Genomic DNA, 15,632 nt, shown 5'->3' with positions numbered 1-15,632 from the left:
GAAGGGTCGCCGGGGGAGCCGAGCTTCGACGCGTGCAACCACACGACCCGGTCACGGCGGCCGCAATCGCTTGCGCGGTGATCGCGCGGCCCAGCCCACGCCCTTCGTAGCGCTGTGCGACCAGCACCATCTCCACGGACGTTGCCTACGCCACACGCCAAGTGACCGGCAAGTAGCTAAGCTCCCGTGGCATGAGCAGTGCGACGGAGCCGCTCGGGACGCCGCCCGAGGATGAACCGGACATCCACACCACGGCCGGCAAGCTGGCCGACCTGTACCGCCGTTACGACGAGGCGGTGCACGCGGGCTCGGCCCGCGCGGTGGAGAAACAGCACGCCAAGGGCAAGAAAACCGCCCGCGAACGCATCGAGCTGCTCCTCGACGAGAACTCCTTCGTCGAGCTCGACGAGCTGGCCCGGCACCGCTCGACCAACTTCGGCCAGGAGAAGAACCGGCCCTACGGCGACGGCGTCGTCACCGGGTACGGCACCGTCGACGGCCGCCCGGTGTGCGTGTTCAGCCAGGACGTCACCGTCTTCGGCGGCAGCCTCGGCGAGGTCTACGGCGAGAAGATCGTCAAGGTGATGGACCTGGCCATCAAGACCGGCCGCCCGATCATCGGCATCAACGAGGGCGGCGGCGCGCGCATCCAGGAGGGCGTCGTCTCGCTCGGCCTCTACGGCGAGATCTTCCGCCGCAACGTGCAGGCGTCCGGCGTCATCCCGCAGATCTCGCTGATCATGGGCGCCAACGCGGGCGGGCACGTCTACTCCCCCGCGCTGACCGACTTCATCGTGATGGTCGACGAGACCTCGCAGATGTTCATCACCGGCCCGGACGTCGTCAAGACGGTCACCGGCGAGGACGTCACCTTCGAGGAGCTCGGCGGCGGCCGCACCCACAACACGAAGTCCGGGGTCGCGCACTACCTCGGCTCCGACGACGAGGACGCCATCGCCTACGTCAAGGAACTGCTCTCCTACCTGCCGCAGAACAACCTGTCCGACGCGCCGGTGTTCGAGCCGCCGGCCGAGCGGCCCGGGTTCTTCGACGACGTCACCGACGCCGACCGCGAACTCGACACGATCATCCCGGACTCGCCGAACACCCCGTACGACATGCACGAGGTGATCACCCGCGTCGTCGACGACGGCGACTTCCTCGAGGTCCACGAGCTGTTCGCGCCGAACATCATCGTCGGCTTCGGCCGGGTCGACGGCCACAGCGTCGGCGTGGTGGCCAACCAGCCGACGCAGTTCGCCGGCTGCCTCGACATCGACGCGTCCGAGAAGGCCGCGCGGTTCGTCCGCACCTGCGACGCGTTCAACATCCCGGTGCTCACCTTCGTCGACGTCCCGGGCTTCCTCCCGGGCACCGACCAGGAGTGGAACGGCATCATCCGCCGCGGCGCGAAGCTGATCTACGCCTACGCGGAGGCGACGGTCCCGCTGGTCACGATCATCACGCGCAAAGCGTTCGGCGGCGCGTACGACGTCATGGGCTCGAAGCACCTCGGCGCGGACATCAACCTGGCCTGGCCGACCGCGCAGGTCGCGGTGATGGGTGCCCAGGGCGCGGCGAACATCGTGCACCGCAAGACCTTGGCGAACGCCGCCAACGAGGGCCGCGACGTCGACCAGCTCCGCGCGGAGCTGATCCAGGAGTACGAGGACACGCTGCTGAACCCGTACGCGGCGGCCGAGCGCGGGTACGTCGACTCGGTGATCGTGCCGGCGCACACCCGCGGGCACGTCGCGCGGGCGCTGTCCCTGCTGCGGAACAAGCGCGAGTCGCTGCCGCCCAAGAAGCACGGGAACATCCCGCTGTGAGCGACGCCGAAAAGCCCCTGCTGAGGGTGGTCCGCGGAAACCCGAGCGACGCCGAGCTGGCGGCGCTGACGGCGGTCGTCGCCGCGGCTTCGGTCGCGAAGGCGCCGGAGAAGCCGAAGCCGCGTACGTCGTGGTGGGGCGATCACGCAGCTTCGTTGCGTCGGCCGCTTCACCCCGGCGAAGGCGCTTGGCGCGCTTCGGGACTGCCTCAGGGCTGAAGGGCGTCGAGGAAGACCGTCGGGGCTTCGTTGTCCCGCACGATCGCGCCCAGCAGAGCCGCGAGCCGGTCGCGGTCCTGCGTGCTCAGGCCCGCGGCCAGCTCGTCGACGCGGCGGCACGTCGCCGCGTAGAAGTCCTCCGCCATTTCGCGGCCTTCGCCGGTCAGGACGACCTGGACGGCCCGGCGGTCGTCCGGGTCGGACTCGCGGCGGACCAGCCCGCGCCGGACCGCGCGGTCGACCAGGCCGGTCAGGCTCGATTTCTCGAGGCCGAGCGTCGCGCCGAGGTCGCCCATGCCGTACGGCCGGCCCATCAGCACGCACAGCAGCTGGCCCTGCTGCACGGTGAGCCCGTACTCGCGGGCGGACTCGGCGTAGACGGCGTTCACCAGGAACGACGCCCGCACGAGCCCGGCCACCACACCGAGGTCCGCCGCGCTTTTCCCCATCCGGTCAGCCTACGGCTTCCCGCACGGCGGGCACGATCTCCTCGGCCCACCGCGCGACGGCGGTCGCGTCGGGCGTGCTGCCGCCTGGCCCGAAGAGCACGAACCCGGCGGCGCCGTGCTCCAGCACGGCCCCGGTGAGCTCCTCGATCCACTGCGCGGGCGAGCCGCCGATCCAGCGCCCGTCGCCGGCGCGGGTCCTGGCGAGCGGCTCCGCCGTGATGCGGCCGGGGAAGTTGTAGACGGTGGCGATGTCGCCCGGCTCCCGCCCGGCGTCGACGGCGGCCTTGTCGATCAGCGGCCGCGAGGTCCGGTACCGCTCGCTGAGCCAGTCGGCGGCGTGGCCGGGCATCCAGCCGTCGGCCACCCGCCCGGTGACGGCGAGCGACTTCGGCCCGACGGATCCGGTCCACACCGGCGGCATCTCCTCTTCGGCGGGCACGAGGTCGGTGACCTGGTGGAACTCGCCGTCGAAGGTGACCGGTCCGCCGCCCCCGCCGAGCAGCTTGACCAGCCGGATGCCCTCTTCGAAGGCGCGGACGGCCTGCCCGGGCGTGAGCTTGGTGAAGCCGAGCCGCGCGATGTCGTCCCACAGCCCGCCGACACCCATGCCGAGCACGATCCGGCCGCCGGTCAGCGCGGACAGGCTGGTGATCGTGCGGGCGAGCATCGCCGCCGGGCGCGTCGGCAGGTTGGTGACGCTGACCAGGCCGGAGATCCGCTCGGTCCGGCCGAGCAGAACCCCGAGCTCGGCGTACGCGTCGAGCCGGTCGGCGTGGTACGGGTGATCGGAGACGGTGATCAGGTCGAGGCCACCCCGGTCGGCCTGACCGGCCAGCTCCAGGGTGCCGGGGACGGCGGTGACCGCGGTGGACACGCCGATGCCGAAGTACGTCATGATTCCTCCCAGTTAGTTCGCACTACGAACATAGCATAAGTAGTTCTTGATGCGAACTATCGAGACATCGGCGCGGTCGCGAGGAGGCGCCGGAAAACCAGTCGTGCCGACGCGGGCCGCTTGCTACCTTGGGTTCCGCCCGGTGCGACGGAGAAGGTTACTTCGGTGATCATTGGTTCGAATCCAAACCCGGCCACCTCGCGGTGGCCGGTCAACTCACCTTCTCCAGCCGAGAACTCGGGCACCCAACTTCACAGGCACTCCCGGTGCGAAGCCCGCGGTTACTTCTTGCTGTAAACGAGAACCCGCGGGCAGCGAAGATCTCGGGAGCCACGGCCACACCGGTGCCCGGTGCGCAGGCGAGGGTTACTTCCGCCTCCTAACGGGCAGGTCGGGGGTTCGAATCCCTCCCGGACCGCACACGGTCCGGTAGCTCAGTGGCCTAGAGCAGCTATGTACCTTCACCGACTTCGATCTCGGGCATCGCTGTGGCCGTGGCTCCCTCCAGGAAACCCAGGGGGAGTAATGAGCAAGTTCAACACCGCACGAGCGCCCGCCGCGACCTCTCCGGTCCGCAGCGAGGCCACGCCGTCCACCGTCACGCACGAGGGCGGTACCGGGTACCTGCGCGACACCAAGTCCGAGCTCTTCCTGCTCGCCGTCACGAACATGGTCGGCGAGCACACCTTCTACGAGTCCGCGGAGACCCGCGACACGCGGTACGCCGAGCTGGTCCGCAAGTCCACGTTGGACGATCCACAGTGGACCGCGCGGTTCCTGCGCTGGCTGCGCTCCGGCGCGCACCTGCGGACGGCGTCGCTCGTGGGCGCCGCCGAGTTCGCCAAGGCGCGGCGGGACGCCGGTCTCGACGGGCTGAGCCGTCAGGTCGTCGCCGACGTGCTGCAGCGGGCCGACGAGCCCGGTGAGCTGCTCGCCTACTGGACTTCCGTGCACGGCCGGGCCGTGCCGAAGCCGGTCAAGCGCGGTGTCGCCGATGCCGCGGCGAAGCTCTACGACGAGCGGTCCTTCGTCAAGTGGGACTCCGCCGCGCACGCCTTCCGGTTCGCCGACGTCCTCGAGCTGACCCACCCGGTCGGCGGGGGTGAGCTGTTCAAGCACATCCTCGACGAGCGGCACGACCGCGGCAACGCGATCCCGGAGTCCCTGGCGACCCTGCGCGCCCGCGCCGAGCTGATGAGCCGGCCCGTCGCCGACCGCCGGAAGCTCTTCGACCGGCCGGACGCCGCGGACGTGCTGCGGACCGCGGGCATGACGTGGGAGTCCGTCGCCGGGTGGCTGCAGGGTCCCCTCGACGCTCGCGTCTGGGAGGCGCTGATCCCGTCGATGGGCTTCATGGCTCAATTGCGGAACCTCCGCAACTTCGACGAGGCCGGCGTCTCGGACGCCGTCGCGGAGCGGGTGGCCGAGCGGCTCGCCAGTCCGGTTCAGGTCGCGAAGTCGCGGCAGCTGCCGATGCGGTTCCTCGCGGCGCACCGGGCCGCGCCGTCGCTGCGATGGGCGTGGGCGCTCGAGCGGGCGATCGGGCACGCGCTGGCCAACGTGCCCGCGCTCGGCGGCCGGACGCTCGTCCTCGTCGACACCTCGGCGTCGATGAACAGTCCCTTCAGCAAGGACGGCAGCCTGATGCGCTGGGACGCGGCCGCGGTCTTCGGCCTCGCACTCGCCCGGCGCTGCGCGAAGGCCGACGTCGTGTCGTTCTCGGACGGCTACTGGGACCGCAGCCAGGGCACCAAGGTGTTCAAGCTGCGCCGCGGTGGGTCGCTGCTGGGTGACGTCGAGCGGTGGAAGTCCGGCGGGTACTTCATCGGCGGCGGCACCGACACGGCGGGCGCGGTGAAGAAGCACTTCGCGAAGCACGACCGCGTCGTGATCCTCACCGACGAGCAGGCCGCGCACGGCGACGTCGGGCAGGCGGTGCCGGCGAACGTGCCGCTGTACACGTGGAACCTCGCGGGTTACCGGGCCGGCCACGCGCCGTCCGGCGGCGGGCACCGGCACACCTTCGGCGGCCTGACCGACCAGGCGTTCCGGATGATCCCGCTGCTCGAGCGGGGCAAGAACGCCGACTGGCCGTTCTGAGAGACGCCGTGAAGCCCCCATGACGAGATCATGGGGGCTTCACGCTGCGTACGGACCGTCACAGAACTGACCGTGGACCGCACACTAATCCACCCCGTATAGTCCACGTGGAATAAACGACCTGGAGGGATCGGGACCATGGCCTCGCCCAAGCTGACGCCACTCGGCATCGCCGTGCTGGAGCTGCTCCACGAGGGGCCGATGCACCCGTACGAGATGGCCCAGCTCATGCGCGAGCGGTACGTCCACATGCGGGTCAACGTGAAGGCGGGCTCGCTGTACCACACCGTGGAACGCCTGTGCCGCGACGGGCTCATCGAGGTCGTCGACACCCAGCGTGACGGCCGGCGGCCCGAACGAACCGTGTACGGCATGACGCAGACCGGGCTGGACGAGTTCACCCAGCGCGGCCGCGAGCTGCTCGGGGACCTCGCCACCGAGTTCCCCGCCTACCTGTCCGGGCTCGGCGTGATCGACGAACTGGGGCGCGACACCACGATCATCGAACTCGAGCACCGGATCACCCGGCTGCGCGCCGCGGTGGCCGCCGACGAGGCGGTGCTGCAGCAGCTGACCGAGGACGAAACACCGCCGATCTACTGGCTGGACTGGCGCTACCAGTGCGACCACCGGAAGTTCGAGCTCCGGTGGACCGAACGGCTCCTCGACGACCTGCGGTCCGGGCGAATCCCGTTCCAGGACAAGGAACAACCCAAGCTCACGCTCATCACCAGGGAAGACGACGATGAACGCAAGACAAGCTAACCCGTGGGCCGCGCTGGGCGCGCTGTGCCTCGGCTTCTTCATGATCCTGCTCGACACGACCATCGTGTCGATCGCGATCCCGACCATGCTGCGCGAACTGAACGCCGGGCTGAACTCAGTCGTCTGGGTGATCAGCGTCTACCTGCTCACCTACGCCGTGCCGATGCTGTTCACCAGCAGGCTCGGTGACCGGTTCGGCCCGAAGCGGGTGTTCCTCGCCGGGCTGGTCGTGTTCACCGGCGCGTCGCTGTGGTGCGGCCTGTCCGGCAACGTCGAGATGCTCATCGCCGCCCGCGCGGTGCAGGGCCTCGGCGCCGCGCTGATGACGCCGCAGACGCTGGCGTTCATCACGCACCTGTTCCCGCCGGCCAAGCGCGGCCCGGCGATGGGCATGTGGGGCGGTGTCGCCGGGCTGGCGACGATCGCCGGCCCGCTGCTCGGCGGGGTGCTGGTCGACCACTTCGGCTGGGAGTGGATCTTCTACGTCAACGTGCCGATCGGCGTGATCGCCGTCGTGCTGACGCTGCTGCTGGTGCCGGACTGGCAGCCGAAGCACGCGCACGCGTTCGACCTGCTGGGGATCTTCCTTTCGAGCGCGGCCCTGCTCTGCATCGTGTTCGGCGTCCAGAACGGCCAGCAGTACGACTGGGGCACGGTCTTCGGCGGCATCACGGTGTTCGAGATCATCGGGGCCGGCGTGGTGCTGATGATCGCGTTCCTGGTGTGGCAGCGGTTCAACAAGCGGGAGCCGCTGCTGCCGCTGCAGGTGTTCTCCAACCGGAACTTCTCGGCCGGGACGCTCACCGCGACCACCGTCGGCTTCGCGATGACCGGCATGTTCCTGCCGCTGGTCATCTACATCCAGTCGGTGCTCGGGCTGAGCCCGACCATGGGCGGCCTGCTCACCGCGCCGATGTCGCTGCTGTCCGGGATCATCGCGCCGTTCGTCGGGCGCGCGTCGGACAAGGTGAACGGCAAGTACCTGGTGATGTTCGGCCTGGCGGCACTCGCGGCCGGGCTCGGGATCATCGCGCTGCAGGCGACGCCGGACAGCAACCCGTGGACGTTCGTCCCGGCGCTGCTGGTGTGCGGCCTCGGCATCGGCTGCATCTTCTCGCCGATGAGCAACCTGACGATGGGCTCGATCAAGCCGCGGCTGGCCGGCACCGCGTCCGGCATCTTCAACACCGCGCGCCAGGTCGGCGGCGTGCTCGGCAGCGCGGCGATCGGCGTGCTGCTGCAGGCGCGGATCAGCGCGTCCATCGCGGACGAGGCCACGAAGGCGGCGGCCCAGCTGCCGGCGCAGTACCGGGCGCCGTTCGCCGACGGGATCGCGCACGCGGCGGCGAGCACGGGTGAGTTCGGCTCGGCGGGCGGCCCGTCGCCGATGCCGGGGCTGCCCGCGGAAATCGCCGCGCAGGCGGGGAAGCTGGCGTCCGAGGCGGTCCACAACGGACTGACCGACGCCGCCCGCGTGACGATGCTGCTGCCGATGGGCGTGCTCCTGCTCGGCGTCCTTTCCGCCGCGGTGCTGCAGCGGGTCAAGCCGCGCTGGGAGACCCCGGCCCCCGCGCCGGAGACGGCCGCGGCCTGAAACCGCGCAGACCCCCGTTCCGGTGTCGGGTGCCGGAGCGGGGGCCTGCACGGACCGCGGGAGCGGTGGCTAACGGGGGTAGGACAGGCCGAACCCGTACGGGAACAGGCCCTGCTTGCCGTCACCGGTGTTGACCGGTTCCTGGGAAGAGCTCGCCGGCCAGGTGAAGCTCAGTTTCCCGGTCGGGTTGTAGTCGCCGTAGAGCACGTCCGCGACGCCGGCGCCTTCCGAGCCCGGCAGCCAGGCGGCCACCAGCCCCTTGGCCGACGGCAGCTGCGCGGCGATGTCCAGCGGCCGCCCGGAGACGGTCACCACGACCAGCGGCACGCCCGAGGCCTTCAGCTTGCCGATGAGGGCGACGTCTTCGGCGTCGAGGCCGAGGCCGCCGGGCCGGTCTCCCTGCCCTTCGGCGTACGGCGTTTCGCCCACCACGGCGACCGCGACCTTGTAACCGGAGTCGATTCCGCTACCCGCACGGTCATAGGTCACCACCGTGCCTTTCCCGGCACCGGCCTTGATGCCGTCGAGGATCGTCGTGCCGGGGATCACCCGGGTCCCGCTCTGGCCCTGCCAGGTCAGGGTCCAGCCGCCCGCCTGGTTGCCGAGGTCGTTCGCGTTCTTGCCGGCCACGAAGATCCGGTTGTCCTGCTTGGCCAGCGGCAGCACGCCCTCGTTCTTGAGCAGCACCTGCGACTCGCGCACCGCCTGCCGCGCCACCGCGTGGTGGGCCGCGCTGCCGAAGTCGTTCTGCAGCGAGCGGTCGGTGTACGGGTGCTCGAACAGGCCCAGCTCGAACTTCTTCGTGAGGATCCGGCGGTTGGCGTCGTCGATGCGGGACATCGGGACGTGCCCGTTGAGGACTTCGGCCTTCAGCGTGCTGACGAACTTCAGGTAGTCGTTGGGGACCATCACCATGTCGATCCCGGCGTTGACGGCCTGGCTGACCTCGGCCGCGGTGAAGCCGGACCGGCCGTCGATCTGGTCGATGCCGTTCCAGTCGGAGACCACGTAGCCGGAGAAGCCCAGCTCCGTCTTGAGCAGGTCGGTGATCAGGAACTTGTTGCCGTGGTCCTTGACGCCGTTCCAGCTGTTGTAGCTGATCATCACCGAGCCGGCGCCGTGGGCGATCGCGGCCTGGAACGGTGGCAGGTGGATCTTCCGGAGCTCGTCGATGGTGATCTGGGTGTTGCCCTGGTCGACGCCGCCGGTGGTGCCGCCGTCGCCGATGAAGTGCTTCGCCGTGGCCATGATCGACGTCGTGTCGGCCAGCGAGGAGCCCTGCAGGCCTTCGATGATCACGGAGTTAGCGACGGCGTTGGCGGGGACCTCGCCGTAGGACTCGTACGTGCGGCCCCAGCGGTCGTCGCGGGCGACGCACAGGCAGGGCGCGAAGCCCCATTTGACGCCGGTGGCGGCGGACTCCCGGGCGGTGATCGCGCCGATCTGCTCGACCAGCTGCGGGTCGTTCGCGGCCCCGAGGCCGATGTTGTGCGGGAAGATCGTGGCGCCGGCGGCGTTGTTGTGGCCGTGCACGGTGTCGGAGCCGTAGACGATCGGGATGCCGAGGCCGGTCGAGGTCGCCGCCCGCTGGTAGGCGTCGATCATGTCCGCCCACGCCTGCGGGGTGTTCGGCGACGGTGTCGAACCGCCGCCGGAGAGGACGGACCCGAGCCGGGCGGCGGCGGCCTGAGCGGGGGTGGCGGCACCGCGCTCGCCTTCGGTCATCTGCCCGGCCTTGTCGTCGAGCGTCATCCGTGCCATCAGGTCCGTGACGCGGTCGGCCACCGAGGCGCGCGGGTCGCGGTACAGCGGCGTCGCGGCGGCGGACGCCATCGGGACGAGGGCCGTGCCCGCGAGCAGCAGGCCGGCCAGCGCAGTGGTTCGCAATGATCTCGTGGTGCGGAGGAGCGGCATCGGTCTCTCCGTGACAGTCCGTCGATCCATAAGTTGCGAGCCAAAACAAATTAACTCCCCTCCTTCGTGACGCCGGTCACAATTCAGTCACGACCGCCTGGTCAAGTAAGTTTCAGTCGTGCAGTTCGTCCTCGCCTCCCAGTCCCCCGCCCGCCTCGCCCTGCTGCGTTCCGCGGGCCTCGATCCCGCCGTGTTCGTCTCCGGCGTCGACGAGGACGCCGTCGCCGCCGCCCTCACCGACCCGTCGCCGTCCGAACTGGTCGCGGCCTTGGCCGCGGCCAAGGCCGAAGCGGTCATCGACCAGGTCGCCGCGGCCCACCCGGACGCCGTCGTCGTCGCCTGCGACTCGATGCTGAACATCGGCGGGCAGATGGTCGGCAAGCCCGGCTCGCCGGACATCGCGCGGCAGCGCTGGGCCGCGATGGCGGGGACATCCGGTGAACTGCTGACCGGGCACGCGGTCGTCCGGCTCGAAGGCGGGACCCGCACGAAGGAGACCAGCGGCTGGGAGTCGACCACCGTCCGGTTCGGCACGCCGACACCCGCGGAGATCGACGCCTACGTCGCCAGCGGCGAACCGCTCCACGTGGCCGGCGGCTTCACGATCGACGGTCTGGGCGGCTGGTTCGTCGAAGGGCTCGACGGCGGCCACACGAGCGTGATCGGGATCAGCCTGCCGCTGACGCGCCGGCTGCTGGCCGAGGTCGGCGTGAGTGTCGTGGATCTCTGGCGGCCTCCCGCATCCTGAGAAGGGCACCACACCTTCGGGTGATCCGGAAGAGTCCTCCCTTGCCTACCGTTCTCTTCACCAGGCAAGACTGGAAACTTTCGAGCACCGGAGTCGCCCCGTGTCTTTCGTACGGACATACACCAAGCCGCGGGTGTTCGCGGCCGCGGTTCTCGGCTCGCTCGTCGTCGGCGCCCTGCTGGGCGTCGTCGCGCGGCAGACCGAGGCCGGGTGGCTGACCGATCTCCTCGACCAGATCGGCACCATCTTCACGACGCTGCTGCAGATCGCGGTGATCCCGCTGGTCTTCACGGCGATCGTGGTCGGCATCAACAGCCTCCGCGGCCTCGGTGGCGGCCGCACCGCCGCCCGCCTCGGCGGCAAGACGGTGCTCTGGTTCGCCATCACCTCGTTCATCGCGTCGCTGATCGGCATCGCGGTCGGCCGGATCTTCGACCCGGGCGCCGGCGGGCTCGGCGGCGTCGAGGCCACGGCCAAGAACGCCGACAAGGCGGCGAAGAGCGTGGACCACTGGGGTTCGTGGGACGCCTTCGTCAACGGGCTGCTGCCGGAGAACTTCGTGAAAGCGTTCTCCGACGGCGAGACGCTGCAAGTGCTGTTCCTCGCGCTGGTCATCGGCGCGGCCGCCTACAGCCTGGGTGACCGCGCGAAGCCGTTCGTGGACTTCACGACGAGCGTGTTCGAGATCATCCAGCGCTACCTCGGCTGGATCGTCCGGCTCGCCCCGATCGGCATCATCGGCCTGATCGGCGCGGCCGTGTCGAACTACGGCGACGCGCTGTTCCGGCCGCTGTTCTCCACCACGCTCGCGGTGTACGTCGGCTGCCTGCTCGTCCTGTTCGTCGTCTACCCGATCCTGCTGCAGTTCGTGGCCAAGGTCAGCCCGCTGAAGTTCTTCGCGAAGGCGGGCACGGCGATCCAGTTCGCGTTCGCCTCGCAGTCCTCGGCCGCGACGCTGCCGCTGACCCGCCAGTCCGCGGTCAACCTCGGCGTCCAGCCGGCGTACGCGGCCTTCGCGACCCCGCTCGGCAGCGCGACCAAGATGGACGGCTGCGCGGCGGTGTTCCCGGCGATCGCGGCGATCTTCGTCGCCAACCTGGCCGGGGTGTCGCTGAACTTCTGGCAGTACGCGGGCATCGTCGTGGTCGCCGTGGTCGGCGCGCTGGCGACGGCCGGGACCACGGGCTGGCTGACGGCGTTCACGCTGACGACGTCGTTCATCGGCCTCGACGCCAAGCAGGTCGCGCTCGGCCTGGCGCTGATCTACTCGGTCAACCCGATCATGGACATGATCCGCACGGCGACGAACGTGGCAGGCCAGATCGTGGTGCCGACGATCGTGGCCCGCAGCGAGGGCCTGCTCGACGACGAGGTCCTCGACGCGCCGACCGACCGGCCGGAGCACAGCGACGACGGCTCGGCGGCCCGCCACACCGAACCCGCCCCCGCCTGACCCGCACGTCCGTGAAGGCCGCCTCGAATGTTCGAGGCGGCCTTCACGCGTGTCAGGAGGGACAGGCGCGCAGGTCGGCGCGGGTCAGGCGGATGTCCGGCCAGCCGCGCAGGTCCGACGGCGACGTCACCCGCCGCGTGCAGCCCAGCGACCGGCCCGACAGGTCGTACACCTCCCCCAGCACCGGGGCCGCCGCGCACTTCGGGGTGCCGGAGGCGGCGTCCGTGCAGTCGTGGCGGACCACGATCACGTCGGGGCTGGCGTCGGCCGTGACGTCGTAGAGCGAGAGCGTCCCGGCGTCGGCGTAGAACGGCTTGCCCGGGTCGCGCCACACTCCCCCGCTGCCGACGAGCAGTTCGCCGTACGCGGCCGTGCCGTCGTCACCGACGTCGCCGCGGACCAGGCAGGCCGGGGCCGGGCCGTCGATGCAGCGCAGCGAGTTCTGGTCGAGCCGCACGCCCAGCTGGGCGATCGACAGCTCGAACACCGTGCCCGGCTCGGGCCCGACGCGCAGGCGCGCCGATCCGCCCGCGGTGTCGGTCAGCAGCACCACCGGCGTGCCCCCGACGGTCACCGCCGCGAGCTGACGGCACGGATCGCCGCCGCAGGTCACCGCGGGTGCCACCGGCGGCGCGGCGGGTTCGGCCAGCCCCGGTGACGCCTCGGGCTGCGGCCGCAGCAGGAACACGGCGCCGATCGCGCCGACGGTGACCACCGCGGCCAGCACCGCGGTGAGCAGCGCCGACCGAGGCGTCCGCGCTGCCGTAGTCCGCATAAGGCAGAGCGTAAGCCGCTTCACGTGCGCGTGTCGGCAACGCCCCGTCGCGGTGTGGCCGGTTCAACCCGACGGGGTCACGCATAGCGGAGGGTATCCGTCTATGTTGTCCGGGTGACGAACCCGAACCTGCCGCCCGCCCTGTACCTCCCGACCGGCCCGGTCGACCCCGAAGCCGAAGGCGCGTCGATCGAGCTGCGCCGCACGCCGGACGGCCGCACCGCACTGGTCGCGTTCACCGCCCTGGACCGGCTGATCGACTGCTGCGGCGAGCACCAGCCGTGGGCGCTGGTGAACACCGAGCACCTGCCGAAGGTCCACAAAGCGAACCCGTACGACGTGATCGTGCTCGATTCGCCGCTGCCCGAGGAGCTCCGGCACCACCTCTGAGCGTGGTTCACCTCTCACTCAAGAGACTCCCGACGTCAGATCCGTAGACTTCCCAGATGCCGCGTGGGCGGTCAGCAATGCAGCTGTCGGACGCAGGAGGTGCGGGGTGGCCGAGCAGGTCGGCGAAACCACGGGTGGTCCGGTGACCAAGATCCTGGTCGCCAACCGTGGGGAAATCGCGGTACGCGTCATCAGAGCCGCCAAGGACGCCGGTTTGGCCAGCGTCGCGGTGTACGCGGACCCGGATCGCGACGCACCGCACGTCCGCCTGGCCGACGAAGCCTTCGCGCTGGGCGGCACCACCGCCGCCGAGAGCTACCTGAACTTCGACAAGCTCCTGGACGCGGCCAAGCGGTCGGGCGCCGACTCGGTGCACCCCGGCTACGGCTTCCTCTCCGAAAACGCGGACTTCGCCCAGGCCGTCCTCGACGCCGGGCTGACCTGGATCGGGCCGAGCCCGCAGGCGATCCGCGACCTCGGTGACAAGGTCACCGCCCGCCACATCGCGATGCGCGCGGGCGCGCCGCTGGTGCCGGGCACCAAGGAGCCGGTCAAGGACGCCTCCGAGATCGTCGCGTTCGCCGACGAGCACGGCCTGCCGGTGGCCATCAAGGCCGCCTTCGGCGGTGGCGGCCGCGGCCTGAAGGTCGCGCGCACCCGCGAAGAGATCCCCGAGCTGTTCGAGTCGGCCACGCGCGAGGCGGTCGCGGCGTTCGGCCGCGGCGAGTGCTTCGTCGAGCGGTACCTGGACAAGCCGCGGCACGTCGAGGCGCAGGTGCTGGCCGACATGCACGGCAACGCGATCGTCGTCGGCACCCGCGACTGCTCGCTGCAGCGCCGCCACCAGAAGCTGGTCGAGGAGGCGCCCGCGCCGTTCCTGAGCGACGAGCAGCGCGAGCGCATCCACTCCTCGGCGAAGGCGATCTGCAAGGAAGCCGGCTACTACGGCGCCGGCACGGTCGAGTACCTCGTCGCGACCGACGGCACGATCTCCTTCCTCGAGGTCAACACCCGGCTGCAGGTCGAGCACCCGGTGTCGGAGGAAACCACCGGGCTCGACCTGGTCCGCGAGATGTTCCGCATCGCGCGCGGCGAGAAGCTGCGGATCACCTCCGACCCGGAACCCCGCGGGCACTCGATCGAGTTCCGGATCAACGGCGAGGACGCCGGCCGCGGCTTCCTGCCCGCGCCGGGCACGGTGACGAAGTTCGTCGCGCCGAGCGGCCCGGGTGTGCGCGTCGACTCGGGCGTCGAGTCCGGCAGCGTCATCGGCGGGCAGTTCGACTCGATGCTGGCCAAGCTGATCGTCACCGGCTCGGACCGCAACAACGCCCTGGAGCGCAGCCGCCGCGCGCTCGACGAGATGGTCGTCGAGGGCATGGCGACGGTGCTGCCGTTCGACCGCGTGATCGTCAACGACCCGGCGTTCATCGGCGACGACACCGGCTTCAGCGTGCACACCCGCTGGATCGAGACGGAGTTCGACAACAAGATCGAGCCGTTCGTGGCGCCCGAGGTCGAGGCCGCCGAGGAAGAGCCGCGGCAGAACGTCGTGGTCGAGGTCGGCGGGCGGCGCCTGGAAGTGTCGCTGCCGGGTGGGTTCGCGTTCGAAGGCGGCGGCGGGGGCGGCACCGCGGTCAAGGCGAAGCCGCGCAAGCGCGCCGGCGGCACGAAGGCCGCGGTGAGCGGCGACGCCGTCACGGCGCCGATGCAGGGCACGATCGTGAAGGTGGCCGTCGAAGAGGGCCAGACGGTCGAAGCCGGTGAGCTGATCGTCGTCCTCGAGGCGATGAAGATGGAAAATCCGGTCACCGCCCACAAAGCGGGCACGGTGACCGGGCTTTCGGTCGAGGTCGGCGCCGCCGTGACGCAGGGCACGCAGCTTCTCGAGCTCAAGTAGGACAGTTCGTTACAGATGTCGTGGTGGGCCGCCCCCGGGGCGGCCTACCATCGACTACGTGACCGAAGTCCCGTCTCCGCAGCTGCGGATCAGCGACCAGAACCGTGAGTCCGCGCTGTCCGCCATCGGCGAGCACATGACGGCGGGACGGCTCGACATCGACGAGTACGGCGAGCGCTCGGCCCGGATCACCGCGGCCAAGACCCGCGGCGAGCTGAGCGAAATCTTCGCCGACCTGCCGGAACCGCACCCGCGCTACGAGGACGTGCCGCAGGCCGCGGTCGCCCCGGCACCGGAGCCGGCGGCCGCACCGGCGCCGCGGCGGTCCGGGCCGCCGGACAACTGGTCGCCGCCGCAGCGGTTCCTGGCCGCGATCGTGCCGCTGGCCTTCATCGCCGCGATCGCCCTGATCGCCACGGGCACGCTGGCCTGGCCGATCATCTTCGTCCCGATCGGGCTGACGGTGTTCGGCAAGTCGATGTGGGGCCACGACTGGAACCACGACCAGCGCCACCACGACCGCCGCGACCGGCACCTGCGCGACCGCGAGCGCCGCCGCGAACTGCGTGACTCCTACCGCCGCGAACTGGGCCGCTGATCCC

14 protein-coding genes are annotated in these 15,632 nt (G+C 70.5%); 10 read left to right on the top strand and 4 right to left on the bottom strand.

The genetic code is table 11. The features are described from left to right. The first annotated feature begins 191 nt into the window (after positions 1-191). Together ABZX11_RS27185 and ABZX11_RS27180 are read left to right on the top strand one after the other, a co-directional pair. Positions 192-1,829: an acyl-CoA carboxylase subunit beta gene (locus ABZX11_RS27185; protein ID WP_354917923.1), complete on the top strand. Its 1,638-nt coding sequence runs from the start codon at positions 192-194 to the stop codon at positions 1,827-1,829. Continuing rightward, complete coding sequence (locus tag ABZX11_RS27180; protein ID WP_176173074.1) at positions 1,826-2,047, top strand: acyl-CoA carboxylase subunit epsilon; 222 nt, start codon at positions 1,826-1,828, stop codon at positions 2,045-2,047. The genes ABZX11_RS27185 and ABZX11_RS27180 overlap by 4 nt, the downstream gene beginning before the upstream one ends. Here ABZX11_RS27180 and ABZX11_RS27175 read toward each other — a convergent pair. Then, on the bottom strand, positions 2,038-2,496 hold the full coding sequence (locus ABZX11_RS27175) for a MarR family transcriptional regulator (protein ID WP_354917920.1): 459 nt from the start codon (positions 2,494-2,496) through the stop codon (positions 2,038-2,040). The two genes, ABZX11_RS27180 and ABZX11_RS27175, sit on opposite strands and share 10 nt — an antisense overlap. Before the next feature lie 4 nt (positions 2,497-2,500). Next, a complete protein-coding gene (locus ABZX11_RS27170) occupies positions 2,501-3,391 on the bottom strand; it encodes an LLM class flavin-dependent oxidoreductase (RefSeq protein ID WP_354917917.1) in 891 nt (296 codons plus the stop codon). 525 nt (positions 3,392-3,916) lie between these two features. Here ABZX11_RS27170 and ABZX11_RS27165 point away from each other — a divergent pair. From ABZX11_RS27165 to ABZX11_RS27155, 3 genes are all read left to right on the top strand, one after another. Then, a complete protein-coding gene (locus ABZX11_RS27165; protein ID WP_354917914.1) occupies positions 3,917-5,491 on the top strand; it encodes a TROVE domain-containing protein in 1,575 nt (524 codons plus the stop codon). Between the two features lie 138 nt (positions 5,492-5,629). After that, on the top strand, positions 5,630-6,256 hold the full coding sequence (locus tag ABZX11_RS27160) for a PadR family transcriptional regulator (protein ID WP_176173078.1): 627 nt from the start codon (positions 5,630-5,632) through the stop codon (positions 6,254-6,256). After that, on the top strand, positions 6,237-7,850 hold the full coding sequence (locus ABZX11_RS27155; RefSeq protein ID WP_354917911.1) for a DHA2 family efflux MFS transporter permease subunit: 1,614 nt from the start codon (positions 6,237-6,239) through the stop codon (positions 7,848-7,850). The genes ABZX11_RS27160 and ABZX11_RS27155 overlap by 20 nt, the downstream gene beginning before the upstream one ends. Before the next feature lie 69 nt (positions 7,851-7,919). Here the strand turns inward: ABZX11_RS27155 and ABZX11_RS27150 are convergent, their stop codons facing one another. After that, entirely contained in the window at positions 7,920-9,764 is a 1,845-nt protein-coding gene (locus tag ABZX11_RS27150) for a glycoside hydrolase family 3 N-terminal domain-containing protein (protein WP_354917908.1), read from the bottom strand. A 118-nt stretch (positions 9,765-9,882) separates the two neighbouring features. Between ABZX11_RS27150 and ABZX11_RS27145 the strand changes: the two genes are divergently transcribed. Both ABZX11_RS27145 and ABZX11_RS27140 read left to right on the top strand, forming a co-directional pair. After that, positions 9,883-10,512, top strand: a complete 630-nt coding sequence (locus ABZX11_RS27145; protein ID WP_176173081.1) for a nucleoside triphosphate pyrophosphatase — start codon at positions 9,883-9,885, stop codon at positions 10,510-10,512. A gap of 100 nt (positions 10,513-10,612) precedes the next feature. After that, entirely contained in the window at positions 10,613-11,965 is a 1,353-nt protein-coding gene (locus ABZX11_RS27140) for a dicarboxylate/amino acid:cation symporter (RefSeq protein ID WP_176173082.1), read from the top strand. A gap of 52 nt (positions 11,966-12,017) precedes the next feature. Here the strand turns inward: ABZX11_RS27140 and ABZX11_RS27135 are convergent, their stop codons facing one another. Beyond that, complete coding sequence (locus ABZX11_RS27135; RefSeq protein WP_354917904.1) at positions 12,018-12,740, bottom strand: hypothetical protein; 723 nt, start codon at positions 12,738-12,740, stop codon at positions 12,018-12,020. 114 nt (positions 12,741-12,854) lie between these two features. Here ABZX11_RS27135 and ABZX11_RS27130 point away from each other — a divergent pair, with 114 nt between their 5' ends. The 3 genes from ABZX11_RS27130 (at position 12,855) to ABZX11_RS27120 (ending at position 15,628) form a co-directional block, all read left to right on the top strand. After that, positions 12,855-13,130 carry an SAV_915 family protein gene (locus tag ABZX11_RS27130; RefSeq protein WP_354917901.1) on the top strand — a complete coding sequence of 92 codons (276 nt, stop codon included), beginning with the start codon at positions 12,855-12,857 and terminating at the stop codon, positions 13,128-13,130. Positions 13,131-13,236: 106 nt separating this feature from the next. Continuing rightward, complete coding sequence (locus ABZX11_RS27125; RefSeq protein WP_354917898.1) at positions 13,237-15,030, top strand: acetyl/propionyl/methylcrotonyl-CoA carboxylase subunit alpha; 1,794 nt, start codon at positions 13,237-13,239, stop codon at positions 15,028-15,030. 58 nt (positions 15,031-15,088) lie between these two features. Beyond that, positions 15,089-15,628, top strand: coding sequence for a DUF1707 domain-containing protein (locus ABZX11_RS27120; protein WP_176173086.1), 540 nt, complete (start codon positions 15,089-15,091; stop codon positions 15,626-15,628). Positions 15,629-15,632: the final 4 nt, after the last annotated feature.

The organism is Amycolatopsis sp. NPDC004169 (assembly GCF_040610315.1).
Taxonomy (GTDB): domain Bacteria; phylum Actinomycetota; class Actinomycetes; order Mycobacteriales; family Pseudonocardiaceae; genus Amycolatopsis.
The sequence above is the reverse complement of the archived record's forward strand: the minus strand, read 5'-3'. Positions and strand labels throughout refer to the sequence as shown.

Excerpts from the sequence above, each read along its gene's own strand:
- ABZX11_RS27135 (WP_354917904.1), bottom strand. The coding sequence starts at position 12,740 with ATGCGGACTACGGCAGCGCGGACGCCTCGGTCGGCGCTGCTCACCGCG.
- ABZX11_RS27155 (WP_354917911.1), top strand. The coding sequence starts at position 6,237 with ATGAACGCAAGACAAGCTAACCCGTGGGCCGCGCTGGGCGCGCTGTGC.
- ABZX11_RS27170 (WP_354917917.1), bottom strand. The coding sequence starts at position 3,391 with ATGACGTACTTCGGCATCGGCGTGTCCACCGCGGTCACCGCCGTCCCC.
- ABZX11_RS27150 (WP_354917908.1), bottom strand. The coding sequence starts at position 9,764 with ATGCCGCTCCTCCGCACCACGAGATCATTGCGAACCACTGCGCTGGCC.
- ABZX11_RS27175 (WP_354917920.1), bottom strand. The coding sequence starts at position 2,496 with ATGGGGAAAAGCGCGGCGGACCTCGGTGTGGTGGCCGGGCTCGTGCGG.
- ABZX11_RS27165 (WP_354917914.1), top strand. The coding sequence starts at position 3,917 with ATGAGCAAGTTCAACACCGCACGAGCGCCCGCCGCGACCTCTCCGGTC.
- ABZX11_RS27185 (WP_354917923.1), top strand. The coding sequence starts at position 192 with ATGAGCAGTGCGACGGAGCCGCTCGGGACGCCGCCCGAGGATGAACCG.
- ABZX11_RS27160 (WP_176173078.1), top strand. The coding sequence starts at position 5,630 with ATGGCCTCGCCCAAGCTGACGCCACTCGGCATCGCCGTGCTGGAGCTG.